Genomic DNA, 26,243 nt, shown 5'->3' on the forward strand with positions numbered 1-26,243 from the left:
AAAGGCGATCCTCAGGGATCGCCTTTTTTATTGGGTTCGGCTTGAAATTGGAGCTGGGCCTTCCCCTCACCCCAGCCCTCTCCCGAGGGAGAGGGAGCCGATTTGTGGGCTTTTCAAATCCTGAGTTCGGCTCGGTATTGCAAGTCGGCGTAACCCTGACATTCACCTCGGTCAGTCCCCTCTCCCTCTGGGGGAGGGTTAGGCGGGCGGCGTTCCGATGAGGGGCTTTTGCTCTTGGCTTTAGCTGCTCACCGGCAAAATCGGGCTGCCCAGTCGTTCCAGCAATGTCGCCTGCGCGCTGCGCGGGTTCTGGTTGCCGGTCGGCGTGTTGCGGATGTAACGGCCATCCGACTGCAGGCTCCAGCTGTGGGTGTTGTCGGTCAGGTACAGCTCGAGTTCTTTCTTCACGCGGGTCAGCAGCTTTTTGCCTTCGACCGGGAAGCAAGTCTCGACGCGCTTGTCGAGGTTGCGCTCCATCCAGTCGGCGCTGGAGAGGAACATCTGCTCGTCGCCGCCATTGAGGAAGTAGAACACGCGGGTGTGTTCGAGGAAGCGGCCGATGATCGAGCGCACATGGATGTTGTGCGAAACCCCGGCGATGCCCGGACGCAGGCAGCACATGCCGCGCACCACCAGATCGATGCGTACGCCAGACTGGCTGGCCTTGTACAACGCGCGGATGATCTTCGGATCGGTCAGCGAGTTGAACTTGGCAATGATGTGCGCCGGTTTGCCGTCGAGCGCAAATTGCGTCTCGCGGGCGATCATGTCGAGCATGCCCTTTTTCAGGGTGAACGGCGCATGCAACAGCTTCTTCATGCGCAGGGTCTTGCCCATGCCGATCAACTGGCTGAACAGTTTGCCGACGTCTTCGCACAAGGCGTCGTCGGAAGTCAGCAAGCTGTAGTCGGTGTAAAGCTTGGCGTTGCCGGCGTGGTAGTTACCGGTGCCGAGGTGCGCGTAACGGACGATCTCGCCGGCTTCGCGACGCAGGATCAGCATCATCTTGGCGTGGGTCTTGAAGCCCACCACGCCGTAAATCACCACCGCACCGGCCGCTTGCAGACGGCTGGCCAGTTGCAGGTTGGACTCTTCGTCGAAGCGCGCACGCAGCTCGATGACCGCCGTGACTTCCTTGCCGTTACGCGCGGCATCGACCAGCGCATCGACGATCTCGGAGTTGGCGCCAGAACGGTAAAGGGTCTGACGCACAGCGAGTACGTGCGGGTCTTTCGCCGCTTGGCGCAGCAGGTCGACCACCGGGGTGAACGACTCGAACGGGTGCAGCAAGAGGATGTCCTGCTTGCTGACCACGCTGAAAATGTTTTCGCTGTTCTGCAGCAGTTTCGGGATCTGCGGGGTGAACGGCGTGTATTGCAGCTCCGGATGACTGTCCAGACCGGTGATGCTGAACAACCGCGTCAGGTTGACCGGGCCGTTGACCTGATACAGCTCGCTCTCGCTCAGGTTGAACTGCTTGAGCAGATAATCCGAGAGGTGTTTCGGGCAAGTGTCAGCGACTTCCAGACGCACCGCATCGCCGTAACGACGCGAGAACAACTCGCCACGCAGCGCGCGGGCGAGGTCTTCTACATCTTCGGAGTCGAGCGCCAGGTCGGCATTTCGGGTCAGGCGGAACTGGTAGCAGCCCTTGACCTTCATGCCCTGGAACAGGTCATCGGCGTGGGCGTGGATCATCGACGAGAGGAACACATAGTTGTCGCCGGCGCCGCCGACTTCTTCCGGCACCTTGATGATCCGCGGCAGCAAGCGCGGCGCCGGGATGATCGCCAGGCCGGAATCGCGACCGAAGGCGTCGATACCTTCCAGCTCGACGATGAAGTTCAGGCTCTTGTTCACCAGCAACGGGAACGGGTGCGTCGGGTCGAGGCCGATCGGGGTGATGATCGGCGCGATCTCGTCGCGGAAATAGCGACGCACCCAGGTCTTCAACTTGACCGTCCAGTTGCGGCGACGGATGAAGCGCACCTGATGCTTTTCCAGCTCCGGCAGCAGGATGTCATTGAGGATCGCGTACTGACGATCAACGTGACCGTGCACCAGCTCGCTGATCCGCGCCAGCGCCTGATGCGGTTGCAGACCGTCGGCACCGGCCTGTTCACGGGCGAAGGTGATCTGCTTCTTCAGGCCGGCAACGCGGATTTCGAAGAATTCGTCGAGGTTGCTCGAGAAGATCAGCAGGAACTTCAAGCGTTCCAGCAACGGATAGGACTCGTCCAGTGCCTGCTCCAGCACACGGATATTGAATTGCAGTTGCGAGAGCTCGCGGTGGATGTACAGGCTGCTGTCATCCAGACCGGGAATGGCGATGGCTGGCACCGCCGCCGCAGGTTCGGCCACCGGCGCGGGCGGCGCAGGCTCGAGTTCCGGCGGGGTTTCGGTGATTTGCTCGACCACCGGTTGAGCTTCTTTTACGGCAACTTCAGTGAGTCCTTCGGTATTCATCGAATGTTCCTGGGAGGGCTATTTCTGCTCTCGTAACAATTGAGCGGCACGGACAGCAAAGTAAGTCAGGATGCCATCAGCACCGGCACGTTTAAAGGCGGTCAGTGATTCGACAATCACCGCCTCGCTCAACCAGCCATTCTGGATCGCCGCCATGTGCATGGCGTATTCGCCGCTAACCTGGTAGACGAAGGTCGGCACCTTGAAGGCATCTTTTACCCGGAAAAGAATGTCCAGGTACGGCATGCCCGGTTTGACCATGACCATGTCCGCGCCTTCAGACAAGTCCGCACCGACTTCGTGCAGCGCTTCGTCGCTGTTGGCCGGGTCCATCTGATAGGAGGCCTTGTTCGCTTTGCCGAGGTTCGACGCCGAACCCACCGCATCGCGGAACGGCCCGTAGTAGGCGCTGGCGTACTTGGCCGAGTAAGCCATGATCCGCACGTTGACGTGACCGGCGATTTCCAGCGCTTCGCGGATCGCCTGGATGCGACCGTCCATCATGTCCGATGGTGCGACAACCTGCGCGCCGGCTTCGGCGTGGGACAACGCCTGGCGGACCAGTGCGTCGACGGTGATGTCGTTCTGCACGTAGCCTGCTTCGTCGAGAATGCCGTCCTGACCATGGGTGGTGAACGGATCGAGCGCCACGTCGGTGATCACGCCGAGTTCCGGGAAACGCTCACGCAGGGCGCGGGTGGCGCGCTGGGCGATGCCTTCGGGGTTCCAGGCTTCAGCGGCGTCGAGGGATTTCAGTTCTGGAGGGGTGACCGGGAACAGCGCCAGCGCCGGAATACCCAGTTCGACCCAGTTCGCCGCCTCTTCGAGCAGCAAATCGATAGTCAGCCGCTCTACCCCGGGCATCGAGGCCACGGCTTCGCGGCGGTTTTCACCGTCAAGCACGAACACCGGCAGGATCAAGTCATCGACCGTCAGGACATTTTCCCGCACCAGCCGACGCGAAAAATCATCACGGCGATTGCGGCGCAGGCGCGTGGCTGGGAACAGACGATTGGCTGGGGTAAAGCTCACGGCGGACTCCTGAGCCCGCGCAAACGGGCGAGCGTGACAGTTATAGACGGCCATTATGACGAACAGATGACAGTTGTGTGAGACCTGTGACGTGTAGCCGCATTCCATTCTCAGTGTAGGAATTGTTCACGTCGAGACACATTTGGACACTTTCATGAATGTGTCCGAAGGGTTAGGCTGCGCGTTCATTTCGCCAGCACCCAGACAATGCTCCAACAATTTCTGCATGACTTTGGCTACTTTGCCTTGTTCCTCGGCACGTTCTTCGAAGGCGAAACCATTCTGGTGCTCGCGGGCTTCCTCGCGTTCCGTGGATACATGGACATCAACATGGTGGTGGTCGTGGCGTTCTTCGGCAGCTATGCCGGCGATCAGCTGTGGTACTTCCTCGGCCGCAAGCACGGGCGCAAGTTGCTGGCGCGCAAACCGCGCTGGCAGATGATGGGTGACCGCGCGCTGGAACACATCCGCAAGCATCCGGACATCTGGGTCCTGAGCTTCCGCTTCGTTTACGGTCTGCGCACGGTAATGCCGGTGGCGATCGGCCTGTCAGGTTATCCGCCGGGACGTTATCTGCTGCTCAATGGCATTGGCGCGGCGATCTGGGCCAGCGCCCTCGCCGCCGCTGCCTATCACTTCGGTGCGGTGCTGGAAGGCATGCTCGGCAGCATCAAGAAGTACGAGCTGTGGGTATTGGGTGCGCTGTTGATTCTAGGTGTTGGCCTGTGGCTGCGCCGCCGCTTCAAGAATGCGCGGCTGGCCAAACAGGTTTACCAGGACGAACAAATCGCCAAAGCGGCCAAGGCTGAACAGCTGAAGGCCGAACAGGCCAACCCCGCTGAACCTAAGACGCCCACCGAGTAACCTGCCGGCGACAGCGGTATAACCCGATAACGCTGATCAGACTGTAACCGAGCAGGCCGACCCACATTTGCGGGCTGGCCGGCCACAGACCGACCAGCGGCGCCAGCCACACCAGCGGCACGTTCAACGCCAGCCGCAGCAACTCGACTTGCAATGCCCACGGGCGATTCTCCAGGGCCACGCCCAACGCAAACACACCGAACGCTACCGCCCCCCAGCCAAGCAACAGCGCGGCGCTCGGCAAGCCGCGTTCGAGGTTCATCAGATAACTGCCCAGCGCGATGTAGACGCAAAACTGCACCGCTACATACCCCTGCTGACGACGCCCAAGCGGCACCTCGAATTTGCGGAACTGCGCCAGATCCGGCTTGTTCATCGGGTACTTCGCTGCGACATCCGCCGGCCGCCAACCGGTGCGCATGAACCAGATTCGCAGTTTGTCCCACGGTCTCTCGGCCCGCCGCGCGTCATCCCACAATTGCGCATAAAACTGCAGATTGGCCCACAGCGGATTCCAGCTCGCCAGCGGTGTGGTCACGCCGAAAATCACTGGCTCGTTGTCGTCCTCTTCCTGAAACGTGCCGAACAGCCGATCCCAAAGAATGAACACCCCGCCGTAGTTGCGATCCATGTAGAGAGCGTTCTGTGCATGGTGAGCCCGATGATTGGACGGCGTAACGAAGCACCACTCGAACCAGCCGAGCTTGGGAATGTGTTGGGTGTGCACCCAGAATTGATAAAGCAGGTTCAGCGCCGCGACGCTGACGAACACCAGCAACGGCACACCGAACACGGCCATCGGCAGGTAGAAAATCCAGCCGAGCAGAAACCCGGTACTGGTCTGGCGCAGCGCGGTGGAAAGGTTGTACTCCTCGCTCTGGTGATGCACCGAATGCGCCGCCCAGAGGATGTTGCGCTCGTGGCCCAGGCGGTGCAGCCAGTAGTAGCAGAAGTCGTAGAGGACGAAGGCAAAAATCCAGACCCAGACGCTGTCCGCCGAAAGTCTGAGCAATGCCAGATGCTTGAGGGCAAATGCGTAAGTCAGCAGCCCGACGCCTTTGGTCAGCAGCCCGGTGGTGGTCGAGAGCACGCCGGTGCTGATGCTGTTCACCGCGTCGGCCAAGCGATAGTTGCTGACCCCGCGCCAACGGTCGGCAAGCAGCTCCACCGCGATCAACACCAGGAAAAACGGCACCGCATACAGAATGAAATCCATGACGCGCCCCGCTCGCAAACGTATGCAATAGATCCTAGGCGCAGCCACGGATTAACCCTATGGCAACACGCGACAATTTAGTGGACATTTAGCGCCATGAATCTGGAGAGAAACCCATGAGCAAAAAAGTTGCAGTGATCCTGTCCGGCAGTGGCGTGTACGACGGCGCCGAGATCCATGAGAGCGTCATCACCCTGCTGCGTCTCGACCAACGCGGCGCCCAGGTGCAGTGCTTCGCCCCGAACATCGCGCAATTGCATGTGATCAATCACCTGACCGGCGAAGAAATGCCCGAGTCGCGCAACGTGCTGGTGGAATCGGCGCGCATTGCCCGTGGCAACATCAAGGACATCCGCGAGGCCGATGTCGACGACTTCGATGCGCTGATCGTGCCCGGCGGTTTTGGTGCGGCGAAAAACCTCTCCAACTTCGCTGTCGAAGGCGCAGGCTGCACCGTGCAGCCGGAAGTGCTGGCGCTGGCCGAAGCGTTTGCCGAGGCCGGCAAACCGGTCGGGTTGATGTGCATTTCACCGGCACTCGCGGCGAAGATCTACGGCCCTGGCGTGACTTGCACCATCGGCAACGACGCCGACACCGCCACGGCGATGAACAAGATGGGCGCCACCCACGAAGACTGCGCGGTGAGCGAGATCATCGAAGACAAGGCACGCAAACTGGTGACGACCCCGGCTTATATGCTGGCGCAGAACATCAGCGAAGCGGCTTCGGGGATCAACAAGCTGGTTGACCGGGTGCTCGAACTGACCCACGAAAACGACGTTTGAGATCAAAAGATCGCAGCCTTCGGCAGCTCCTACAGGTTTCGTGTCGCGCCGTGATGTTGCGTCATGCGCTGCCCCTGTAGGAGCTGCCGCAGGCTGCGATCTTTTCAGGGTTTACGGGTCAGGCGCGTGAGGATCCGGTCCAATGCATTGGCAAACGCCTGCTTCTCGCGATCACCAAACGGCGCCGGGCCGCCGCTCATCTGGCCTTGCTCACGCAAGTCGGTGAACAGGTTGCGCACCGCCAACCGTTCGCCCATGTTCTGCGCATCGAACTCCTTGCCGCGCGGATCCAGCGCCGCGACACCCTTCTTCACCAGGCGGTCGGCCAGCGGAATGTCGCTGCAAATCACCAGCTCACCCGGCACCGCGTGTTCGACCAGATAATCGTCCGCGGCATCCGGGCCGCTCGGCACCACGATCAGCTTGACGATGGCCAGCCCCGGCTTGATCTGCGGCTGCCCCGCGACCAGCACCACTTCATACTGGCGCTTGAGGGCAAACTTCACCACCAGATCCTTGGCCGCCCGTGGGCAGGCGTCGGCATCGATCCATACACGCATCATCGTTTCCTCATTCCAAAAAGCATCGCGGGCAAGCCACGCTCCCACAAGGTTAACGCTAAACCTGTGGGAGCGTGGCTTGCCCGCGATTATGAGCACCAGCGAATGCTTTTTAGGCGACGACCCGCCTCCTCTCAGCCACCCAACTACGCCCATACAACAGCACAATCGCCACAATCGCTACCGCCTGCGCCGTCAACGAATACGCATCGGCATGAATCCCCAGCCAATCGAATTCAAAGAACGCCACCGGCCGCGTACCGAAAATCCCCGCCTCCTGCAACGCCTTCACGCCATGCCCGGCAAACACCACCGACAGTGCACAGAGCAGCGCCGCGTTGATGCTGAAGAACAACGTCAGCGGCAGTTTCGCCGACCCGCGCAAAATCACCCAGGCCAGGCCGACAAGCAGCACCAGCGCTGTCGCCCCGCCCGCCAGCACCGCGTCATGCCCGGCCGGGCCAGCCTGCAGCCAGAGGGTTTCGTAAAACAGGATCACTTCGAACAGTTCACGATAGACCGAGAAGAACGCGAGAATCGCAAACCCGAAACGCCCGCCACCGCCGACCAGGCTGCTCTTGATGTAATCCTGCCAGGCCGCCGCGTGACGACGATCATGCATCCACACGCCGAGCCACAGCACCATGACGCTGGCAAACAGCGCCGTCGCGCCTTCAAGCAATTCACGCTGCGAACCGCTGACGTCGATCACATACGCGGCCAGCGCCCAGGTGCCGAGGCCCGCCAGCAGTGCCAGGCCCCAACCGACGTTGACGCTGCGCACCGCCGATTGCTGGCCGGTATTGCGCAGGAACGCGAGGATTGCCGCCAACACCAGAATCGCTTCGAGTCCTTCGCGCAGCAGAATCAGCAGACCGGAGATGTAGCTCAGCGACCAGCTCAGGCCATCGCTGCCGAGCAAACCGGCTGACTCCTTGAGCTTGGCTTTGGCCGCGTCCAGACGCTGCTCGGCCTGCTCGACCGACAAACCGTCCTGCAACGACTGACGGTAAGCCATCAGCGATTTCTCAGTGTCTTTGCGCACGTTGGCGTCGACGTTATCCAGCGAGCTTTCGACCAGTTCGAAACCTTCCAGATACGCCGCTACCGACAGGTCGTAGGCCTGATCGTGCTCGCCGGCGCGGTAGGCGGCCAGGCTCTTGTCGAGCGTCGCGGCGGTGTAGTCGAGCAACTGCGCTGGACCACGCTTGACCTGCGGTGGTTGCGCACGCTGGGCGCGGAAAGTCGCTGCGGCTGACACGCCTTCGGCAGCCAGCACTTCAGCCGGGGTCTGGCGTGCCAGATCGGCGAGGTTGTAAGTCTTCTCGGCTTTGGCGGCAGTGGCATCGGCGCTGAACCCGGCGATGTACGTCGCCAGATCCCAACGCTGGCGGTCATCGAGCTGATCGGCGAACGCCGGCATATCAGTGCCTTCGACACCTTGGCCGAGGGTGCTGTAGATCGCGTAAAGACTCAGGTTATCCAGCCGCGCGGCATCACGCAGATTGGCCGGTGCCGGGGTCATGCCCAGACCTGCCGGACCGTCGCCGGCACCGCTGTCACCGTGGCACACCGAGCAATTCTGCGCATACAGCGGTGCGCCGCGGGTCGGATCCGGGGTAATGATCGGCGCCTGACTGACTTCATACGCCACCGCCAGTTGCGCGCCCAGTTGCCGCGCCTGACGGGCGACTTCCGCACCGTCCTGCTTCGCCCCGATCGCCGCGCGCAAGGCTCTGACGCCCTGCTCCAGCGCGGCCTGTTCAGGCTTGGCCGGCATCGCGGCGATCAGCCCTTGCAGCGCTTGAGTGAACTCCAGTTGCTCACGGTATTCGGAATCATCGACGACTTTTCCAGCCTCGACCGTCGGCGGATAATCCGCGCTGATGTAATCGAGCAGGTGCAGCGCTTGCGGGGCGCCTTCCACGGTATCGGCCAGCAGGTTGAAGCTGCTCAGCGCGCACAACGGGAACACCAGCCAGGCCAGAAATCGGGACGAGGCAGTCATGAACAGGTCTCAAAAGGAAATGCGAAGTTACATATTGTTCACTTCGCAGGCATTTCCCTCAAGCTTTGTCGGCATTTAGCGCAAAGGCGTCGCCATGTTGCGGTAGTGCTCGGTCATGAACTCGACAAAAACCTTCACCTTCAGGGCGACATGCCGGGCGTGCGGATACAGTGCGTAATAGTGCCGCTGACCGAGGGTGATGTTGGGCAGGAGCTGCACCAATCGCCCACTCAACAAGTCGTCCTGCACCGTTGCCCGGGTAAACGCCGCGATGCCGACACCCGCCAGCGCGGCGGCGTGCAGCGAACTGATCGAATCGGTTTTGAACCGCCCCTGGGTTTTGACTGGTGTTATTACCCCGCGCGCGTCGCTCAGTTGCCAATCGTTGGCAGCGGCGAAGGCCAGCAATTGATGCCCGGCCAATTCACTTGCCTGGTGCACCAAGCCATGTCGGGCCACATAAGCCGGCGAGGCCACCAGCAACATCGGCGACACCGTCAGCAAGCGCGCGACCAAGGTCGAATCCTCAAGTGGCTCGCAAATGCGCAGCGCTACATCGAAGCCTTCGGCGATCAGATCGACGAAGCGGTCATCGCAGGACAGATCAACTTCAATCTCGGGATAGCGCTGCTGAAACGCCGGCAACCAGTTCGCCAACTCGAGCGTACCGATCACCATCGGCGCGCTGATGCGCAAAACGCCGCTGGGGCTTTCATGGGTTTGCCCGACTGCCACGGCGGCTTGGTCGAGGCGGTCAATGATGTCCACGCACGCGAGGTAATACTGCTGCCCGGCCGTGGTCAGGCTGAAGCGACGGGTATTGCGATTGATCAGGCGTGTGCCGAGTGCGGTTTCCAGTTGCTGCAACTGCCGGGAGATGGTCGAGTGCGTGGTGTCGAGGCGTTCGGCGGCGGCGCTGAATCCACGGCACTCGACGATGCAACGGAACGCACGCATGGCCATCAGTTGATTCATCGGGGCACCGGATTGAGTTGAGCGGCGAGGCCGCAAGCCTAACGCAAACCATGAGGGCATGGCACCTGACAGGCCGAGCATGCGCTGTGTAAAACAGCCAAGCACATTGCCAGCACTGATCCATATAATGCGTCACGTCAGCCCCTTTGCGCCCAAGGAAGAAGCCACCGTCATGCGTCACTGCCTACTGCTGACTGCGCTGCTCAGTGTCATTGTGCAGCTCAACGGATGCGCCGCCTTCCGCGATTACGACCAGGAAATGCAGCAAACCACCGATCAACTGATGATGGGCAATGTCGATGGTGCGCTGTACCTGATCGAGTGGAACAACCCGTGGGAATCCAAGGATCTGCTCTATTACTTCGAAAAAGGCGCAGTCCTCAGCGTCGGCAACTTGCTGCCGGAGAGCCAGATGGCCTGGCGCAGTGCTGACCAGATGATCGTCCAGCGCGAAGACGCCGTGTCGTCCGCACCGATGAAATTCCTCGGCCAATTAGGCCGGGAGCTGGGCGTCATGCTGGTCAATGACAAGCTGCAGCGCTACAACGGTTATGACTACGAAAAGGTCATGCTGACCACGCAGATGGCCCTCAACCAATTGTCCGTCGACGACTTCGAAGGCGCCCGCACCGATATCAAGAAAACCCACGAACGCGAAGCACTGATCGCCCGCGAGCGCGAGCGCCAGTACGAAGAGGTCGAAGAACAAGCCAAGGCTCAGGGCATCAAGGTGCAATACAAGGATCTGCGCGGCTACCCGGTGACCCTTCTTGATGCGCCTTCGGTCATCGAGTTGAAGAACGGTTATCAGAGTGCGTTCAGCCATTATCTGGCCGGTTTCACCTATGAGGCCCTGGGCGAGCGAGATCTGGCTGCACCGGGCTATCGGCAGGCCATCGAACTGCGCCCCAACGTGCCTTTTCTCGAGCAAGCGTTGCGCGATCTCGACAAGCCGCCAGCAAAGGCTGACGAAAGCGACGTGTTGATCGTGGTGCAAAGCGGCCTGGCCCCCGCCCGCGCATCGGTCAAAGTGCTGATTCCGGTGCAGCTCAATGAAAACCTGGTCATCGAGGCGCCGATTTCCTTCCCGGTGATGGTGCCGGATACGGTCACGCCGTTTTTCGACTCGATCAAGGTCGATGCGCGCAAACGCCCCTTGAACCTCATCAACAGCGTGACCGACATGGCGACGCGCACCTTGCGTGATGATATGCCCGATATCATTGGATCGGCGAGGTTCCGCGCCAACCTGGATGCCGTCGCCCAGGCCGATTACAACAGCCAAAACCCCACCAAGGCCTCACTGGTCGTGACCCGCAAAGATCCGCTCGAAGAGGCTGACACCCGCACCTGGCGCACCTTGCCCGACAAAACCCTGGTAGCGCGGCTACGCCTGAAAAAGGGCAATCACACGATCAACGTACCCAACTCCACCGGTACGCTGACCGTACGCATTGATCGTGATCACCAGGTCATCAACCTGCGGGCATTCGGCGACCGGTTATTTATCATCGGCACGGCTTACGTAGCGTCGACGGAACCAGCACCGGGCTTGAAATAGACAGGCGTTGGCGCTTGAAGAAAATCAGGCAGACCGTCAATCTGCCGAGCATCGGCGCGCGCCCTGTCGCCCGCCCCGGACAACCTGAAGAACGGAGTCTTTGCATGCGCTTCAAATTCGTCGCGATTAGCGCTTTCGCCCTGTTGGCCAGCGGCTGCGCAACGCCGCCCCCGCCGCCGCCCGCACCGGGCAGCGCCGCGAGCAAAGTCGTGGCCATGGGTGAGCTGAAAAATATCGCGATCGGCAATATGCGCGTCGCCCGCGAAAACGGTTTCATGACCGTCGGCGTCCAGTTGAGCAACACCGACAAGCGCAACAAGACCTTATATTACCGGTTCGCCTGGCTCGGCGCAGAAGGCTTTCCGGTTGCCGACGAAGAAGTCTGGAAACCCCAGCTGATCTACGGCGGACAGAACAGCTTCCTCCAGAGCATCGCCCCAACGCCAAAAGCCGTGGACTTCCGTCTGGAACTGCAGACGCCTTGAGCCCGACACCCCCTTCCGTTCCAGAGAGCATTGCCATGTTTGCACGCGTTTCCTGCCTCGCCGTTTTCGCCCTGCTGGCCTCCGGATGCGTCGACAATTCGCCGACCCTGGGCAGCGGTAACATCAGCTACGGCGACCCGAAAGCGGTTGAAACCGTCACCAACGAATTCGGTTCCACCGACCTGCAGATGATCGCCGAGTCGATGACCCGGTCGCTGGCTCAGTCAGGGGTTCTGCAAGGGCGTCCGGTGGTTCAGGTCTACGACGTGATGAACAAGACCAGCGAGTACATCGACACTCGCGAGATCACCACCAGCATCAAGACCCAACTGATGAAGACCGGTGTCGCGCGCTTTGCCAGCGACAACACGGCGATGCAGAGCCAGATTGACCACCTCAAGCTGCAAAACCAGAGTGGCCTGTACAAGAAGAGCACCGTGGCCAAGACTGGCAACATGATCGCGGCGAAATACCGTCTTGAAGGGTCGATCAGCTCGATCGTCAAGCGCAGCAGCGATTACAAGGACGTCTTCTACAAATTCAGCCTGCAACTGATCGATGTCGAGAGCGGTCTGGCCGAATGGATGGACGAAAAAGAAATCCGCAAAACCACGGAGCGTTAATCGATGCGCACATGGATTGGCATGATCGCTATGGCTTGCGCGTTCAGCGTGCAGGCGGCGCCGAAAGTCGCCGTCGCCGACCTCGCGTACGAAGCGCGCGTGGAGCAATACATCCACACTATTTCGGCGCAGAGCGATCATCAGGAGAGCTATTACGGCGCCAGCGGTTCGTCCAGCCATGAAGAATACGAGACGCGCAACAGCTACATCGAACAGACCGAGTTGCGCCGATTCACCGGCGACATCAAGGGCGAAATGCTTCGTACCGGCATGTTCCAGCTGGTGCAGGGCAAGCCGTACACCGCGTCGTCCAAGGGTGACATCTACGACGTGATCCAGCGGATCAAGGCTGGCAGCTTCAAGGGCGCCGACTATGTGCTGTTCGGCACGGTCTCCGACATCGACTTCACCCAGGACATGAACGAGCTGGCGAACACCGACAGCTATTCGGCGGTGCTCGCGCTGACCCTGGTCGCCGATTTCAGCCTGATCAACACCAGGACGTACGAAATCATCTCCGCCTTCACCGCGATGGGTGAAGCGCAGGACACCAAACTGGTGAACGGTCGGGATATCCATGTATCGCTGAACCGCCCGCGCGTGGTCCGTGATGTGTCGAAGGCGTTGGGTGAGGATGTCGCAGGGCAATTGAGCCAGCAACTCGGTAGCGGCGGTTACGAGCCATCGCGCGAGCCGGCTCAACGCAATAACCTGCCGGCGGATACGCCACCCGTGATTCTGCGCTGAGTAAATCGCAGGCCATAAAAAAGGCGACCTTTGTAGGTCGCCTTTTTTTGTCTGTGCGATTTATGCGGCGGCTTTACGCAAGGTAGCCATAAACGCCGCAGCGCCGATGAACAGCCCGGCAAACGTGCGGTTCATGCGCTTCTGCTGCTTCGGTGTGCGCAGCAAACGCAGCACCTTCGACGCCAGCCCGGTGTAGCCCGCCATGACGATCAGATCGACACAGACCATCGTCACGCCGATCACCACATACTGAATCAGCAGCGGCGCGTGCGGATTGATGAACTGCGGCAGCACCGCCAGCATGAACACCAGCGCCTTGGGGTTGCTGATATTCACCAGAAAGCCACGGAACACCAGCGCCAGCGGTTTGCCGATGGGCCGTACGGCCGCGTCATCGCTCATGTCCATGGGCAGCGCACGCCATTGTTTGATGGCGAGATAGATCAGGTAGGCGACACCAAACCACTTGATTGCATGGAAAGCCGTGGCCGACGCCGTAAGAATCGCGCCAACGCCGGCGCCGACAATCGCGATCTGCACGGCCAGACCGATCTGCAGGCCGAGGGCGTTCCAGTAACCGCGCCAGAAACCGTATTGCAGACCGCTGGACATCGACGCAATGGCGCCAGCACCCGGGGAAAGACTGATCACCCAGCAGGCAGCGAAAAACGCCAGCCATGTTTGAAGCTCCATCGCACACCTCGACTCATGCTGTAACAAGTCGTCAAAGCTAATGCTGTTTGGGGCCAAAAGCAAAAGATCGCAGCCTTCGGCAGCTCCTACATGGGAATGCGATCCCTGTAGGAGCTGCCGAAGGCTGCGATCTTTTGATCTTGCTTTGAAAATCTACTTCTCAAACCCGCTCGACGGAAAAACATCCGTCCCACGCCAACGCCGCACCGAACGCTGGAAGAACAAGCTGTTCGGCACCTGCACCATCGCGCTGCCAGTCCCAAGCTCTTCAGCCTCGATCAACGTGGTATAGAGCAGATTGATCGCCACCACCCGGCCTTTGACGCCCGGCTTGTCAGTGGTGTCCACCAGCTCAACGATATCGCCCAGCCGAAACGGCCCGACGGTAAAAATCAGAATTGCGCAGAGCAGGTTCGACAGCACACTCCACATCGCAAAGAACGCGACCGCAGCCACCGCAACGAAGCCCGACAGCGCCGTCCACAACACCGTCGCCGAGACACCGAGGCGTTCAAGGACAAAGATCAGCGCGCTGCCCATGATCAGCCAGCGCAATACGCCCCGCAGCGGCATCAGCAACTGCGGCGGGAACGGATAGCGCTCACCCAAGCGGGTCAGGCCTTTGGCGACGAAGCGCTGAGTGAGGTAACCGGCCAGCAGAATCAGCAAAATCTGCACCGTGAACCAGATCGGCTCGACCCACTCCGCCGGCAGCGGCAGCTTGAACGCGTCCATCAGGACAACGCCTCCAGCTCCGCCTGCATGCTTTCCAATATCTCGAGGGCTTCCATCCACGCCTCTTCCAGCTCGCCTTCGCGAACCTTCAGCTTGGCCTGTTCGGCCAGCAGGTCACGCAACTCGTTCTTGCGCGCCGGCTCGTAGATGTCGCTGTCGCCAAGGCTGGCATCGACCTTGGCGAGCTTCTCGTGGAGCTTGCCGAGTTCGGCTTCGAGCTTGTCGGCTTCGCGCTTGTGCGGTGCGAGTTGCTGACGCAGGGCAGCCGCCGCCTGACGCTGGGCCTTCTTGTCGGTCTTGTCCGGGTTGACTGTAGCGGTGCTGACCGGCGCGTTGCGCTGGCGGTATTCCACCAGCCAGCGCGCGTAGTCTTCGAGGTCGCCATCGAACTCTTCGACCTTGCCGTCAGCGACCAGGTAGAAGTTATCGGTGGTGCTCTTGAGCAAGTGTCGATCGTGAGATACCACCAACACCGCACCGCTGAATTCCTGCAGCGCCATGGTCAGCGCCAGGCGCATTTCGAGGTCGAGGTGGTTGGTCGGTTCGTCGAGCAGCAACAGATTCGGCCGTTCCCAGGCGATCAACGCCAGGGCCAGACGGGCCTTTTCGCCACCGGAGAAATTCAGCACCGGCTCATCGATACGCGCACCACGGAAGTCGAAACCACCGAGGAAGTCGCGCAGGGTCTGCTCGCGTTCGGTCGGTGCCAGACGCTGCATGTGCAGCAACGGGCTGGCCTTGGAGTCCAGCGAGTCGAGCTGGTGCTGAGCGAAGTAGCCGACCACGGTGTTCTCGCCACGGGTCAGGCGCCCGGCGATCGGTGACAGCTCGCCGGCGAGGTTCTTGATCAGCGTCGACTTACCCGCACCATTCGGCCCGAGCAGGCCGATCCGCGCACCCGGGGTCAGTTGCAGCTTGACCTTCTCGAGGATGGTTTTGTCGCCATAACCCAGGCTCGCATCGGACAGATCGATCAGCGGACTGGAGATCTTGCTCGACTCGCGGAAAACGAAATCGAACGGCGAATCGACGTGGGCCGCCGACAGCTCTTCCATGCGCTCCAGTGCCTTGATCCGGCTCTGCGCCTGACGGGCCTTGGTCGCTTGCGCCTTGAAGCGGGCGATGTAGCTTTCCATGTGCGCACGTTGCGCCTGCTGCTTCTCGTAGGCCTGTTGCTGCTGGGCCAGACGCTCGGCACGGGCGCGTTCAAAGGCGCTGTAGCCGCCGCGATACAGGGTAATTTTACGCTGATCGACGTGCGCCACATGATCGACGACTTCGTCGAGGAAATCGCGGTCGTGGGAAATCAGCAGCAAGGTGCCCGGGTAGCTCTTCAGCCACTCTTCGAGCCAGATGATCGCGTCGAGATCCAAGTGGTTGGTCGGCTCGTCGAGCAGCAACAAGTCCGACGGGCACATCAAGGCCTGCGCCAGGTTCAGGCGCATCCGCCAGCCCCCGGAGAAATCGCCGACCTGACGATCCATCTGCTCGTTGGTGAAACCGAGACCGGCAAGCAACTTGCGCGCCCGCGCATCGGCGGTGTAACCGTCGGCGCTGTCGAGTTCGGCGTGCAGGCGCGCCTGAGCGGCACCGTCATGCGCGGCTTCGGCGGCCGCGAGGTCACGTTGCACCTCGCGTAGACGCAGGTCGCCATCGAGCACGTAGTCGACGGCAAGCCGTTCGAGCGTCTCGATCTCCTGGCGCATGTGGGCGATGCGCCAGTCGGCCGGCAGGAAGCAATCACCCGAATCCGGATGCAGCTCACCCCGAATCAGGGCGAACAAGCTCGATTTGCCGGCGCCATTGGCACCGATGAGGCCAGCTTTGTGGCCGGCGTGCAGGGTCAGCTCGGCGTCTTCTAGCAGACGTTGCGGGCCACGCTGTAAAGTCAGGTTCTGAAGTCGGATCATAATGGCGGCGGAGTCTACCAGCTTCGCTCACAACTGGCGCGAGTAGCACGATGTCCTCTGACCTGTGGAGCTTTTCCCTTGCCACCTACGCCCGCCCGGGCGTGGAAGACGCCTGCCTGCAACTGCAAACGGCGGGCGCGAATGTGTGCCTGCTGTTGTGTGGTTTGTGGCTGGAGCAACGCGGGGTGATGTGCGATGAACGACGCGCTCGCCAGCTTCAGACGCTGACCGAACCGTGGGATATCGAAGTGGTGCAGCCGCTGCGGACACTGCGCATGCAGTGGAAGGCGCGGGCGCTGGATGACGCGCTGCTGAAAGGCATGCGCGAGCAGATCAAATCACTTGAGCTTGAGGCTGAGCGAGCGTTGCTGTCACGGCTTGAGGGCGTGGCGCAGGCGTGGCCGCGAAACGCTGCAGGCTCGACGACCTGGCTGGAGGGATTGGCCGGCAGTGCGGCCAGCCCGAACCGCGACGCGCTGCAAGTGCTGCGCGTCGCGGCAACCGGCACTTAGGAAGCGCTGGTCGGGTTGTTGCTGGTGCTCGACGCAGCGGCTGGCGATGGCGCAGCCGAAGGGGTCGAGGTAGTGGCGGCTGCAGCAGGTGCCGCTGACGCAGTCGACGCTGCCGGTGCGGCAGGCTTGGCCGCTGGCGCGGTAGCCGGTTTAGCGGCAGCTGGTTTGGCAGCGGCTGGCTTTTTCACGGCTGGTTTGGCGGCAGGTTTTGCAGCTGGTTTTGCAGCAGCAGGCTTGGCGGCAGCAGTTGCTGTTTTTGCAGCAGCAGCCGGTTTTGCGGCGGGTTTGGCTGCCGGTTTGGCGGCGGCTTTCACTGCTGGTTTGGCAGCAGGCTTGGCGGCCGGTTTTGCCGCAGCTTTTGCAGCAGGTTTGGCTACAGCCGGTTTCGCGGCTGGTTTCGCAGCGGTGGTTTTAGCAGCTGGTTTTGCCGCAACTTTGGCAGCGGGTTTAGCGGCCGGCTTGGTGGCTGCGGTTTTCGCCGGAGCAGCTTTGGCAGCAGTGGTTTTTGCAGCCGGTTTGGCAGCGACAGTACGCGCAGCCGGCTTGGCGGCAGCAGGTTTTGCAGCGGTGGTTTTAGCCGCCGGTTTTGCCGCGCTGGCCGCAGCCGGTTTTTTCGCGGCAGGTTTGGCAGCGGTTTTCGCAGCCGGTTTGGCAGCCGCTTTCACCGGTGCTTTTGCAGCTGGCTTGGCAGCGGTTTTTGCAGTTGGCTTGGCCGCTGCAGTTTTCGCTGGCGCCTTGGCTGCTGCAGGTTTCGCAGCGGCTTTCTTCGCCGGCGCGGCCGCTGGTTTGGCCGAGCGAGTCGACAATACCTTGCCCACGGCTTCTTGAACGCGGCCAACACCCTGGGCCAGTTTCAGGCTTTCCTGAGCGTCGCGCTTGAGTTGCAGAATGTAGCTGCGCGTATCGGACTGACGATCCTTCAAGGCATCGAGCAGGTCTTCGAGTTCTTTCACTGCGCCTTTGGCTTTGGTCTGTGCCTTGGCTTTACCGGCGGCAGCTGCGTCCTGCAATTTGGTGCGGGATTTGTGCAGTTTTTCTTGCGCCTTGCCGCGTTGCTTTTCCAGCTTGGCGAGCAGTTTTTCAGCATCAGCCAAGGCTTGCGAGCAAGCGTTTTCCAGATGCTCGAGCAGGCTGCCCGAGAGTTGTTGGAGTAAGTGCAACGGAGTGTTTACAGGCTTCTTGGTGGCCGACATGGTTTACCTCCTGGCTGACGTGAGTGCGGCTCATACTAGACCTCTGCTGCTACCGCCGCTAGGTCATGTTGACAGTATCGAAACAGTTGCGTTGCAACGAAGTGAAAATGTTCTGCATGAAGGCAAAAGCAGTTCACCGTTGCAGACGTTTGCGCTGGCATAATCCACCGCATCTCAGGACGGAGAGTGCCCATGTCGCGCTACCTTTTTTTATCCCTCTGCATGATTTTTTCCGCAGCCCACGCTGACGAAAAAACCACTGCGAATGACGCTCACGATCTGGCCTACAGTTTGGGCGCAAGCCTCGGTGAACGGCTGCGTCAGGAAGTCCCGCAATTGCAGATTCAGGCGTTGGTCGAAGGCTTGCAGCAAGCCTATCAGGGCAAGCCACTGGCACTGAGTGAAGCCCGCATCGAACAGATCCTCGCCGATCACGAAGCGCAAAATGCCGAACAGAAAACACTGCCGTCGAGTGACGCCGCGATGGAAAACGAACAGCGTTTTCTCACCGCAGAAAAAGCCAAACCGGGCGTGAAGGAATTGGCCGATGGCATCCTGCTGACCGAACTGACCCCTGGCACTGGCGTCAAGGCCGGTCCCGATGGAAAAGTGCAGGTGTTGTACATCGGTCGTCTGCCTGACGGCACGGTGTTCGATCAAAACACTCAGCCGCAGTGGTTCAACCTCGACAGCGTGATTGCCGGATGGCGCACCGCATTGCAGAACATGCCGGTGGGGGCGAAATGGCGCCTGGTGATTCCATCGGATCAGGCCTATGGCGCCGACGGTGCCGGTGACCTGATCGCACCGTTCACGCCGCTGGTATTCGAGGTGGAATTGCGCGGCGCGACCAGTTGATCAGGCAATAAAAAACGGTGCGCCTGGGCGCACCGTTTTTAGTGGAAAAGCAGATCAGGCCTGAACCGGATCCTCTTCCTTGTGTGCTGTATGCAGCACTTCAATCAGGCAGTCTTCGAGTTCGAAACGCTCGTGCAGCAGGCCACCGAGCTCCTTGAATTTCTCGGCAACGCATTTGCCTTCATCGCACAGATCGTTGAACGCGAGCAGCTTCTCGGTGATGACGTCGATGCGTGGATAGATCGTCTCGGCGAGTTCCAGGCCACGCTTGTCGTTGAACGCCTTGGCTTCGCCCGTCAGCTGTTCGTAGATTTCGAAGTGCCCGGCGGAGACGTAATCAACCAGCACGCCGCAGAATTCCTGCAAGGGCTTGCGGCTCTCGGACAGCGACTCAGGCTGAGCACCGAGCTTGTCGTAGGCGCCGATCAGATCTTCACGCTCCTGCAACCAGCGGTCGATCAGCAGATGAACCCCACCCCAACGTTCCTGAGCATTCTGACAACTTTCGAGCATGGCGATCTCTCTTCCCTTGTGGGTCATGCTGCTCTACACCCGCGCCTCTCTTCTGGTTTGAAGCCGGGAGGGCGGTCGGGCAGAGCGTCATCGAGCAACATAATTCCAATGACACGTGCGGGCCAGATTATGCCCGCACGCCTATGGCTTCAAGGTACGCAGGAGATAAAGTTCATACAAGTGTTTAATCCCTGATCAGCCTGCGGTGCGACGCTTCGCCGCTGAGCGGTTGTTGCAGAGCGTTCCAGACCAGTCGTATCAGTTGGTAAAACGCCAGAATCGACATCGCCACAAAAAACAGCAAGCTCCACTCGGGGATGCTCAGATCGAACAGCGTCCAGGAAATTTCCACACAGTCGGCGCTGCCGCTGACCATGCGCAGTACCGCGCACAACCAGGGCATGCTGCTGAACAAGGTCTCGGGCGCAGGCGAACATTCGACCAGTTGCAGTACTGAATCGCCTTGCATCAACACCTGCCGCCAGGCCGCCGTCGTGCCACCGAGGCTCGCGCAAAGCGCAACCACCCAGTAGAGCGAAAGGCCGACACGTCGCGGACCATGCACCGCCGCCAGACCACAGCAGAAGGTCAGCAGCGTCATGAACATCCGCTGTACCAGGCACAGGCTGCATGGGGCCAGGCCAACCGCGTATTCGAGGTAATAAGAAGCTCCCAGGGCAACAGCCCCCGCAGTGAAAGCCATAAAAAACAAGGAGCGTGAGCAGGCCAACGACATGGCTTTTCCGTAACAGTAGAGACAGGCAGTTACGGTAGAGGAAAGCGCGTCAGCCTTTCAAGGCAGGCAGCCGCCGACACTTCACCAGAGGTGTAGGGAAATCCCGACAGGCAACAGAGGAATTGATGTAGGCCGTTGTAGGACGTTGCCCAAGACGCGTGTTGGCGAGGATTTTTCCGTCATCAGGCACACGAGGGAGCACGCTCCCCCGTGATTTTACGCGCGGACCGGGACCGGCAGGGGAGCGGCCAGCAGACGCTCATCGAGCAGGCCAAGACCCTCCTGAAACAGTTGATTACTGCGTTCAGTATCGCCGAGCTGGGCAAGCAGGCGGGCCAGCTCTGCACAGGCTTCCGGATTGCGCTGCTGGCGCAGGCTGCTTTCCAGATAATCGCGGGCCTTGCCCCACAAACTGGTTTGCAGGCACAGACGGCCCAGGGTCAGCAGCAGGCTTGGGTCGGCCGGATGCTCCTTGAGCCAGCCTTCGGCCGTTTGCAACTGACGCGCCGGATCACTGCCGCGCACCAGGCCATAAAGACGTGCCAGATGACTGTCGTACTTGCGCTTGAGCGCCGTTCGCAGCACTTCCTCCGCTTCGACCTGGGCGCCCAACTGACGCAACTGTTCGGCATACGCCAAGACCAATGGCGGCTCCTGACGCTGCGCCGAGGTGAGCTGTTCCCATGCGCGCTTGAGCGACTGCAGACCTACCGTGCCATCCTCCTCGCGATGCGCTGCCAGCGACAGGTTTGCACCCCAGGCCCGGCGTTCCAGTTCAGTCAGCTCTGCGGGGGGCAGGACTTTGTCCTTGCGCAGCTCCGGCAATAGACGGATCACCTCCGACCATTCACCACGCTGTTGATGCAAACGCTGCAACTGACGCAAGGTCTGCGCATTGCGCGGGTGGCGCTCGTGCATCGCTTGCAGGGTCACCAGCGCACCGTCGGTATCACCGCGGTCGGTTTGCAACTGCGCATGACTCAAGGCAATCGCCAGCTCGGCTTGCGGCTGACGTTCCAGCGCACGTTCCAGCAAGCGATCGCACTCTTCGTAATTGCCCTGTTCGTTGGCCGCACGTGCCGCGCCGAGGTAGTACAGCAGCGGTTGGCGTTCGGCCTCTGCGGCACGGTACAAATGCCGTTGCGCGCTGGCCCAGCGACCTTCGGCGAGATCGAGTTGGCCGTGTTCGATGGCCACTTGCACACGACGACTGCGGTTGCGACGCGACCATGGATTGACCACACCGGTGGAGGTCATGACCAGTTCGACCAGCGTCTTGATGCCCCAGAACAGCAGCCACAACACCGCAATCACCGCGAGCGTTGCCCACAGGCTCGCTTCGTAACGGAAGGTCTTGTAGGCGATCAACACGTAGCCGGAATGTTGCGCCACGGCAAAGCCCAGCGCCGCCGTCGCCGCGATCACCAAAAACACAATCACATACAGGCGTTTCATGGCGTCGCCTCCTGCGCGGCATTGGCGGCAGGTTTGGCGAAGGGTTTTACCGATTCTTCGGCGTTGACGTTGCGCCGCTCGAGATAGCCCTGCACCGCACTCAGGGTGCCAGCCATGTCAGGTGTGTTGACCGTGACCGGTTCCTTGCTCAGCTCTGCGACTTGCTCGAGCATCACTTTGCTTTGCGGATTATCCGGATTGAAGTTGCCCTTGAGCACGTCGCGCGCCTCGGCCAGCGCTTGGGTGTAAACCGCTGCCTGGCCGTTGAGCGCGGCCCACTGCGCCTGCTCAAGCGAAAGGCTCAGGGCCAGGCGCACCTGGCTCAGACTCTGCCCGGCGAGCAGTGGCCGCACATTCTTGTCAGCATTGAAATCGATGCGGATGTAGCGCGAGACCTGATCCCACCACTGCGCCCAACGACTCGCACCGTCACCGTCGGCAGTCAGGCCGAGCAGCGATTCGCCGCGATCCTTGTATTCCGGCGCCAGCTCGGTGAGGTCGATGACCTGGTCACGCAGCGCGCCGAGGCGCAGGAACAGACCGGTACGATCCGGCTGTGCAGTGCTGCGCAACGCGACCAGGGTTTTCGCCACTTGCTCGCGAGCGGCGAAAGAGCCGGGATCGTTTTGCTCACGAAGGATTTCGTCGGCACCCTGCACCAGCGCCTGCGCGCTGCTGATGTCCTGCAAGGCCGAGAGGCGCAGGCTGGCCAAACGCAGCAGATGTTCGGCCTCGGCCAAACGCCAGTCCTTGCGGCTGGCACCGAGGACGGTTTCCAGACGCTGGTTGAGGCGTTGTTGATCGCCCTGAAGTTGGGTCACCAGACGCTGACGCTCGGCAAGCTCGTCAGCACTCGGCAACTGCGCGAGGCGTTCGGTCAGACGCTGTTCGTTGAGTTTCAGACTCTGCGCCTGATCGTTCAGCGCCTGCACTTCCCCGGACTGCTGTTGAGTGTTGGTCTGCAGGTGCCGGACCTGCCAGACACCCCAGCCACCCATGGCGACCCCGGCAGCGCCGAGCAACAGGGCGACGATGGCCAGTCCATTGCCTCGGCGCGGCTCTGTGGCCGGCGGTGGAGTTTCAACCTGGGCATCAATCACAGGCTGGACGTCATCTTTAGGCAAGGCTGTTTCGCTCACGTATCCATCCTTTGCATTAGAAAACGGGTACGGGATGCTCCCGTAACGCCGTCAGCAAAGCCGCGGCACTCGCGCCGCGGCAATCCACAACTGTTTGAGCCCCGGCGGCACGTGCCTGCTCGGCGACTCTTGGGCTTGGCACAAACAACGGCAACTGCGCAATTGCCGGCCAGGCATCGCCGGCCATCTGACGCAGGTGCTCGAAACCCTGTCCACTGCTGACCACCAGCCCGTTCAAGCGTTCCGCTGCAATCCGCTGCGGTAACGCTTGCGGTGCATAGGCTGGCAGCTCACGTCGATACAATTCCAGATACTCGACACTAGCACCTAGCTCACGCAAGCGCTCGGCAAGCAGTTCGCGCCCGCCCTCCCCGCGCAGGATCAACACCTGCGCACCGGGCTGGCTGACCGCCTCACGCAGACGCGGCAATTGCAGCAACGCTTCACTGTCATCGCCCTCAGACGGGAAGTGCGCATCGAGGCCGCGATCCAGAAGAATCTGCGCGGTGGCCGCACCGACACTGAACCACGGCATCGTCAGCGCAGACGAGCCGTCGAGCAACTCCAGTGCAATGCGTGCCGCCGGTTTGCTAACCACGATTACCGCGCTGCAATTGGGCAACTGCGCAATCGCCTGACGAATCTTGTCAGAGACCGGCAGCGCGACAATGTCCAGAAGCGGCAGACAACTACTGAAAACGCCCTGCGCCGCCAACGTCTCGGCCAGCGCCGCACAATCGTCCGCAGAGCGCGTCAGCAGCAGGCGCCAACCGGTCACTCGTGACCTGCCTCGCCGTAGACCGCTTTGAGAATGTCGTCCGCACCTTGGCTGAGCAGGTCTTCAGCGACTTTCACGCCCAGCGCTTCGGCATCGGCGCGCGGAGCACGAGCTTCGGCACTGAGCAGTTTGCCGCCGCTCGGTTCACCGACCAGACCACGCAGCCACAACTGCTCGCCTTCAAGCACGGCGTAGCAGGCGATCGGCACTTGGCAGCCGCCATTCAGATGTTTGTTGAGGGCACGCTCGGCGGTCACGCGCGACGAGGTATCGGCGTGATGCAGCGGCGCGAGCAAGGCGTGGATTTGCGTGTCGGCGCTGCGGCATTCAATACCGACTGCGCCCTGGCCACCGGCCGGCAAACTGTCGTCGACGCTGATCGCCGAAGTGATGCGCTCTTCGAAACCGAGGCGGATCAGACCAGCCGCCGCGAGGATGATCGCGTCGTACTCGCCAGCATCAAGTTTGGCCAGACGCGTATTGACGTTACCGCGCAGGAAGCGGATCTCAAGATCCGGGCGACGGGTCAGCAGTTGCGCCTGACGACGCAGACTCGAGGTGCCGACGATGCTGCCGGCAGGCAACGCTTCAAGGCTGTCATAGGTATTGGAAACGAAAGCGTCGCGCGGGTCTTCGCGTTCGCAAATGCAAAACAGACCGAGGCCTTCAGGGAAGTCCATCGGCACGTCTTTCATCGAATGCACGGCGATGTCGGCTTGATTTTCCAGCAGCGCGGTTTCCAGTTCCTTGACGAACAGGCCCTTGCCGCCGATTTTCGACAGCGGCGAATCGAGCAGCTTGTCGCCGCGACTGACCATGGGCACCAGCGTCACCAGCAAGCCCGGATGGGCCGCTTCCAGACGGGCTTTGACGTATTCGGCCTGCCAGAGGGCCAGCGCACTTTTACGGGTGGCGATGCGGATTTCGCGAGAGGACATGGATCAATCCGTACTGAATAGATACGGCGGATAATAACAGCTCAGCCAAATCCACTTTGACTTGAATCAGAGTCGGCGCGGCCTCCCTGGCCTGCAATGCCCGGTAAAAAGGAGCTGGAGCCGCCCGGAATGACCGGGTTACAGGCCCTGCATCATTTTGCGCACACCGGCCACATGCCGACGGCTGACGATCAGCGCATCACCATTGAGACCTTTGAGGAACAGCTGGAAATGCCCCAGCGGCGTGCGTTGCAGGCGCTCGATGCGGTCACGCGCGACCAGCGCGTTGCGGTGGATACGCACGAAACGCTCGCCGAATTCGTCTTCAAGGGCCTTGAGTGGCTCGTCGAGCAGCACTTCGCCGGCCTCGTGGCGCAAGGTCACGTATTTGTGGTCGGCAATGAAATAGACCACCTGATCCAGCGGGATCAGTTCGATGCCTTTGCGAGTACGCGCGCTGATGTGGCTGCGCGGGCCGGTGCCGCTTTCGGCAGCGGGACGGGTCAGGGCCGAGAGTTGCGCCCGGTTGGGGCGTTCCGCCCGTTTCAGGGCGTCATGCAGATGTTCGGTTCGCACGGGTTTCACCACATAGCCCACGGCGCTGGCCTGCAGGGCTTCCACGGCAAATTCATCGGGGCTGGTGCAAAACACCACGGCGGGCGGCGTTTCTCGTTCGCACAGACGGGCAGCAACCTGCAGGCCATCGAGGCCTGGCATGCGGATATCGAGCAGCACGATATCCGGCTTGTGGCTGTCGATCAGTGCCAACGCCTCCTCGCCATTCGTGGCGCTGGGCTCCAGAACTGTATAACCCTCGAGCTCGCTCACCATTCGGCTGAGGCGCTCGCGAGCGAGTGGTTCGTCATCAACGATCAGGACATTCATATTGCGCTGGATTCCTGCGTGAGTCTCGCACAAGGATAGCGTAGACAGGTGAAGTGACGTCCGTCACCGCGATCCACGCTAAGACTAGCCCGAGCGCCAAAAAGTGCCGTACGTCGGCCAGCAATATTTGCCAGTGTCCGGGTCGTACCGCTCAAAGCCCGCTGTTTCCTGCGTTTTTCACGGGGAATGCCGAAGGACAATTGCACCCACCCCCTCTTCTTATAGTCGGCGACCAGACCTTTGCGCGATCCGCAGTCGCGCCGACCCTTATGTCCTACTGTAGACGCTCGTCGGAACGATATTGCTCAATCGAAAAATATCCTTGCGCAAATCCCCCGGGGCCAGCGCCGACTATGACTGAGCAGATGAGAAAAAAACGTATCGACCAGTGTCAACGACAGGTGGGGCCCCGGGGGTCGGGTGCGCGCGCGGGGGGGTGGGGGGGGGTGGGCGGGGGGCGGGGGGGTGTTTTTTTTTTTGTTGTTGGGGGGGCTATCGCGGCGAACACCAACGCCCCCCCCCCCCCCCCCCCCCCCCCACCCACCCCCCCCCCCCCCCCACCCCCCCCCCACCCAC

The 26,243-nt window shown here is 61.0% G+C and carries 25 protein-coding genes; 8 read left to right on the forward strand and 17 right to left on the reverse strand.

Annotated elements, in window-relative coordinates:
- Positions 1 to 240 precede the first annotated feature (240 nt).
- Positions 241 to 2,466: a polyphosphate kinase 1 gene (gene ppk1, locus ACIPZE_RS03865; protein ID WP_129396006.1), complete on the reverse strand. Its 2,226-nt coding sequence runs from the start codon at positions 2,464 to 2,466 to the stop codon at positions 241 to 243.
- An 18-nt stretch (positions 2,467 to 2,484) separates the two neighbouring features.
- Positions 2,485 to 3,498: a porphobilinogen synthase gene (gene hemB / locus ACIPZE_RS03870; RefSeq protein WP_283438398.1), complete on the reverse strand. Its 1,014-nt coding sequence runs from the start codon at positions 3,496 to 3,498 to the stop codon at positions 2,485 to 2,487.
- A gap of 207 nt (positions 3,499 to 3,705) precedes the next feature.
- On the opposite strand from hemB, the gene ACIPZE_RS03875 reads away from it, so the two are divergent.
- Positions 3,706 to 4,362, forward strand: coding sequence for a DedA family protein (locus ACIPZE_RS03875; protein ID WP_129396008.1), 657 nt, complete (start codon positions 3,706 to 3,708; stop codon positions 4,360 to 4,362).
- On the opposite strand, the gene ACIPZE_RS03880 is transcribed toward ACIPZE_RS03875, so the two are convergent.
- Positions 4,343 to 5,578 carry a sterol desaturase family protein gene (locus ACIPZE_RS03880; protein ID WP_400771485.1) on the reverse strand — a complete coding sequence of 412 codons (1,236 nt, stop codon included), beginning with the start codon at positions 5,576 to 5,578 and terminating at the stop codon, positions 4,343 to 4,345. The genes ACIPZE_RS03875 and ACIPZE_RS03880 overlap by 20 nt on opposite strands.
- 116 nt (positions 5,579 to 5,694) lie before the next feature.
- On the opposite strand from ACIPZE_RS03880, the gene elbB reads away from it, so the two are divergent.
- Positions 5,695 to 6,363 (forward strand): isoprenoid biosynthesis glyoxalase ElbB, encoded by a 669-nt coding sequence (gene elbB, locus ACIPZE_RS03885; protein ID WP_283438396.1) that lies wholly within the window; start codon positions 5,695 to 5,697, stop codon positions 6,361 to 6,363.
- 104 nt (positions 6,364 to 6,467) lie between these two features.
- Here elbB and ACIPZE_RS03890 read toward each other — a convergent pair whose 3' ends face one another.
- The 3 genes from ACIPZE_RS03890 to ACIPZE_RS03900 all read right to left on the reverse strand — a co-directional run bounded on the left by ACIPZE_RS03890 (position 6,468) and on the right by ACIPZE_RS03900 (position 9,906).
- Positions 6,468 to 6,923, reverse strand: a complete 456-nt coding sequence (locus ACIPZE_RS03890) for a YaiI/YqxD family protein (RefSeq protein ID WP_127930187.1) — start codon at positions 6,921 to 6,923, stop codon at positions 6,468 to 6,470.
- Between the two features lie 112 nt (positions 6,924 to 7,035).
- Positions 7,036 to 8,931 (reverse strand): FTR1 family protein, encoded by a 1,896-nt coding sequence (locus ACIPZE_RS03895; RefSeq protein ID WP_283438395.1) that lies wholly within the window; start codon positions 8,929 to 8,931, stop codon positions 7,036 to 7,038.
- A gap of 75 nt (positions 8,932 to 9,006) precedes the next feature.
- Entirely contained in the window at positions 9,007 to 9,906 is a 900-nt protein-coding gene (locus tag ACIPZE_RS03900) for a LysR substrate-binding domain-containing protein (RefSeq protein WP_400771489.1), read from the reverse strand.
- A 172-nt stretch (positions 9,907 to 10,078) separates the two neighbouring features.
- Here ACIPZE_RS03900 and ACIPZE_RS03905 point away from each other — a divergent pair, with 172 nt between their 5' ends.
- The 4 genes from ACIPZE_RS03905 (at position 10,079) to ACIPZE_RS03920 (ending at position 13,322) form a co-directional block, all read left to right on the forward strand.
- Positions 10,079 to 11,467, forward strand: coding sequence for a COG3014 family protein (locus tag ACIPZE_RS03905; protein ID WP_283438674.1), 1,389 nt, complete (start codon positions 10,079 to 10,081; stop codon positions 11,465 to 11,467).
- A 104-nt stretch (positions 11,468 to 11,571) separates the two neighbouring features.
- Positions 11,572 to 11,952, forward strand: a complete 381-nt coding sequence (locus ACIPZE_RS03910) for a YcfL family protein (protein ID WP_400771492.1) — start codon at positions 11,572 to 11,574, stop codon at positions 11,950 to 11,952.
- Positions 11,953 to 11,987: 35 nt separating this feature from the next.
- Positions 11,988 to 12,575, forward strand: coding sequence for a penicillin-binding protein activator LpoB (gene lpoB, locus ACIPZE_RS03915; protein ID WP_129396014.1), 588 nt, complete (start codon positions 11,988 to 11,990; stop codon positions 12,573 to 12,575).
- Between the two features lie 3 nt (positions 12,576 to 12,578).
- On the forward strand, positions 12,579 to 13,322 hold the full coding sequence (locus ACIPZE_RS03920; RefSeq protein WP_283438392.1) for a penicillin-binding protein activator LpoB: 744 nt from the start codon (positions 12,579 to 12,581) through the stop codon (positions 13,320 to 13,322).
- 60 nt (positions 13,323 to 13,382) lie between these two features.
- On the opposite strand, the gene rhtB is transcribed toward ACIPZE_RS03920, so the two are convergent.
- From rhtB to ACIPZE_RS03935, 3 genes are all read right to left on the reverse strand, one after another.
- Complete coding sequence (gene rhtB / locus ACIPZE_RS03925; RefSeq protein WP_129396016.1) at positions 13,383 to 14,015, reverse strand: homoserine/homoserine lactone efflux protein; 633 nt, start codon at positions 14,013 to 14,015, stop codon at positions 13,383 to 13,385.
- 153 nt (positions 14,016 to 14,168) lie between these two features.
- Positions 14,169 to 14,750, reverse strand: a complete 582-nt coding sequence (locus ACIPZE_RS03930) for a mechanosensitive ion channel family protein (protein ID WP_283438390.1) — start codon at positions 14,748 to 14,750, stop codon at positions 14,169 to 14,171.
- Positions 14,750 to 16,660, reverse strand: a complete 1,911-nt coding sequence (locus tag ACIPZE_RS03935) for an ATP-binding cassette domain-containing protein (RefSeq protein ID WP_400771496.1) — start codon at positions 16,658 to 16,660, stop codon at positions 14,750 to 14,752. The genes ACIPZE_RS03930 and ACIPZE_RS03935 overlap by 1 nt, the downstream gene beginning before the upstream one ends.
- Before the next feature lie 50 nt (positions 16,661 to 16,710).
- Between ACIPZE_RS03935 and ACIPZE_RS03940 the strand changes: the two genes are divergently transcribed.
- Positions 16,711 to 17,172 carry a TIGR02444 family protein gene (locus tag ACIPZE_RS03940; RefSeq protein WP_400771498.1) on the forward strand — a complete coding sequence of 154 codons (462 nt, stop codon included), beginning with the start codon at positions 16,711 to 16,713 and terminating at the stop codon, positions 17,170 to 17,172.
- Here ACIPZE_RS03940 and ACIPZE_RS03945 read toward each other — a convergent pair.
- Positions 17,169 to 18,365, reverse strand: coding sequence for an AlgP family protein (locus ACIPZE_RS03945; RefSeq protein WP_400771501.1), 1,197 nt, complete (start codon positions 18,363 to 18,365; stop codon positions 17,169 to 17,171). The two genes, ACIPZE_RS03940 and ACIPZE_RS03945, sit on opposite strands and share 4 nt — an antisense overlap.
- A 192-nt stretch (positions 18,366 to 18,557) precedes the next feature.
- On the opposite strand from ACIPZE_RS03945, the gene ACIPZE_RS03950 reads away from it, so the two are divergent.
- A complete protein-coding gene (locus ACIPZE_RS03950; RefSeq protein ID WP_400771503.1) occupies positions 18,558 to 19,223 on the forward strand; it encodes an FKBP-type peptidyl-prolyl cis-trans isomerase in 666 nt (221 codons plus the stop codon).
- 54 nt (positions 19,224 to 19,277) lie between these two features.
- On the opposite strand, the gene ACIPZE_RS03955 is transcribed toward ACIPZE_RS03950, so the two are convergent.
- The 7 genes from ACIPZE_RS03955 to ACIPZE_RS03985 form a co-directional block, all read right to left on the reverse strand.
- Positions 19,278 to 19,736 (reverse strand): Rsd/AlgQ family anti-sigma factor, encoded by a 459-nt coding sequence (locus tag ACIPZE_RS03955; RefSeq protein WP_064116385.1) that lies wholly within the window; start codon positions 19,734 to 19,736, stop codon positions 19,278 to 19,280.
- Positions 19,737 to 19,920: 184 nt separating this feature from the next.
- On the reverse strand, positions 19,921 to 20,472 hold the full coding sequence (locus ACIPZE_RS03960; protein WP_283438386.1) for a disulfide bond formation protein B: 552 nt from the start codon (positions 20,470 to 20,472) through the stop codon (positions 19,921 to 19,923).
- A gap of 216 nt (positions 20,473 to 20,688) precedes the next feature.
- On the reverse strand, positions 20,689 to 21,927 hold the full coding sequence (locus ACIPZE_RS03965) for a heme biosynthesis protein HemY (protein ID WP_283438385.1): 1,239 nt from the start codon (positions 21,925 to 21,927) through the stop codon (positions 20,689 to 20,691).
- On the reverse strand, positions 21,924 to 23,066 hold the full coding sequence (locus ACIPZE_RS03970) for a uroporphyrinogen-III C-methyltransferase (protein WP_283438384.1): 1,143 nt from the start codon (positions 23,064 to 23,066) through the stop codon (positions 21,924 to 21,926). Before ACIPZE_RS03970 ends, ACIPZE_RS03965 begins: the two co-directional genes overlap by 4 nt.
- Positions 23,067 to 23,082: 16 nt before the next feature.
- Entirely contained in the window at positions 23,083 to 23,844 is a 762-nt protein-coding gene (locus ACIPZE_RS03975) for a uroporphyrinogen-III synthase (protein WP_283438383.1), read from the reverse strand.
- Complete coding sequence (gene hemC, locus ACIPZE_RS03980; protein ID WP_129396026.1) at positions 23,841 to 24,782, reverse strand: hydroxymethylbilane synthase; 942 nt, start codon at positions 24,780 to 24,782, stop codon at positions 23,841 to 23,843. Before hemC ends, ACIPZE_RS03975 begins: the two co-directional genes overlap by 4 nt.
- Before the next feature lie 138 nt (positions 24,783 to 24,920).
- Complete coding sequence (locus ACIPZE_RS03985) at positions 24,921 to 25,667, reverse strand: LytTR family DNA-binding domain-containing protein (RefSeq protein WP_007911111.1); 747 nt, start codon at positions 25,665 to 25,667, stop codon at positions 24,921 to 24,923.
- Between the last annotated feature and the right edge of the window lie 576 nt (positions 25,668 to 26,243).

This window comes from Pseudomonas sp. NPDC089741 (genome assembly GCF_044748825.1).
Lineage (GTDB): Bacteria > Pseudomonadota > Gammaproteobacteria > Pseudomonadales > Pseudomonadaceae > Aquipseudomonas > Aquipseudomonas helmanticensis.

Excerpts from the sequence above, each read along its gene's own strand:
- ppk1 (WP_129396006.1), bottom strand. The coding sequence starts at position 2,466 with ATGAATACCGAAGGACTCACTGAAGTTGCCGTAAAAGAAGCTCAACCG.
- ACIPZE_RS03875 (WP_129396008.1), top strand. The coding sequence starts at position 3,706 with ATGCTCCAACAATTTCTGCATGACTTTGGCTACTTTGCCTTGTTCCTC.
- ACIPZE_RS03880 (WP_400771485.1), bottom strand. The coding sequence starts at position 5,578 with ATGGATTTCATTCTGTATGCGGTGCCGTTTTTCCTGGTGTTGATCGCG.
- elbB (WP_283438396.1), top strand. The coding sequence starts at position 5,695 with ATGAGCAAAAAAGTTGCAGTGATCCTGTCCGGCAGTGGCGTGTACGAC.
- ACIPZE_RS03890 (WP_127930187.1), bottom strand. The coding sequence starts at position 6,923 with ATGCGTGTATGGATCGATGCCGACGCCTGCCCACGGGCGGCCAAGGAT.
- ACIPZE_RS03895 (WP_283438395.1), bottom strand. The coding sequence starts at position 8,931 with ATGACTGCCTCGTCCCGATTTCTGGCCTGGCTGGTGTTCCCGTTGTGC.
- ACIPZE_RS03900 (WP_400771489.1), bottom strand. The coding sequence starts at position 9,906 with ATGAATCAACTGATGGCCATGCGTGCGTTCCGTTGCATCGTCGAGTGC.
- ACIPZE_RS03905 (WP_283438674.1), top strand. The coding sequence starts at position 10,079 with ATGCGTCACTGCCTACTGCTGACTGCGCTGCTCAGTGTCATTGTGCAG.
- ACIPZE_RS03910 (WP_400771492.1), top strand. The coding sequence starts at position 11,572 with ATGCGCTTCAAATTCGTCGCGATTAGCGCTTTCGCCCTGTTGGCCAGC.
- lpoB (WP_129396014.1), top strand. The coding sequence starts at position 11,988 with ATGTTTGCACGCGTTTCCTGCCTCGCCGTTTTCGCCCTGCTGGCCTCC.
- ACIPZE_RS03920 (WP_283438392.1), top strand. The coding sequence starts at position 12,579 with ATGCGCACATGGATTGGCATGATCGCTATGGCTTGCGCGTTCAGCGTG.
- rhtB (WP_129396016.1), bottom strand. The coding sequence starts at position 14,015 with ATGGAGCTTCAAACATGGCTGGCGTTTTTCGCTGCCTGCTGGGTGATC.
- ACIPZE_RS03930 (WP_283438390.1), bottom strand. The coding sequence starts at position 14,750 with ATGGACGCGTTCAAGCTGCCGCTGCCGGCGGAGTGGGTCGAGCCGATC.
- ACIPZE_RS03935 (WP_400771496.1), bottom strand. The coding sequence starts at position 16,660 with ATGATCCGACTTCAGAACCTGACTTTACAGCGTGGCCCGCAACGTCTG.
- ACIPZE_RS03940 (WP_400771498.1), top strand. The coding sequence starts at position 16,711 with ATGTCCTCTGACCTGTGGAGCTTTTCCCTTGCCACCTACGCCCGCCCG.
- ACIPZE_RS03945 (WP_400771501.1), bottom strand. The coding sequence starts at position 18,365 with ATGTCGGCCACCAAGAAGCCTGTAAACACTCCGTTGCACTTACTCCAA.
- ACIPZE_RS03950 (WP_400771503.1), top strand. The coding sequence starts at position 18,558 with ATGTCGCGCTACCTTTTTTTATCCCTCTGCATGATTTTTTCCGCAGCC.
- ACIPZE_RS03955 (WP_064116385.1), bottom strand. The coding sequence starts at position 19,736 with ATGCTCGAAAGTTGTCAGAATGCTCAGGAACGTTGGGGTGGGGTTCAT.
- ACIPZE_RS03960 (WP_283438386.1), bottom strand. The coding sequence starts at position 20,472 with ATGTCGTTGGCCTGCTCACGCTCCTTGTTTTTTATGGCTTTCACTGCG.
- ACIPZE_RS03965 (WP_283438385.1), bottom strand. The coding sequence starts at position 21,927 with ATGAAACGCCTGTATGTGATTGTGTTTTTGGTGATCGCGGCGACGGCG.
- hemC (WP_129396026.1), bottom strand. The coding sequence starts at position 24,782 with ATGTCCTCTCGCGAAATCCGCATCGCCACCCGTAAAAGTGCGCTGGCC.
- ACIPZE_RS03985 (WP_007911111.1), bottom strand. The coding sequence starts at position 25,667 with ATGAATGTCCTGATCGTTGATGACGAACCACTCGCTCGCGAGCGCCTC.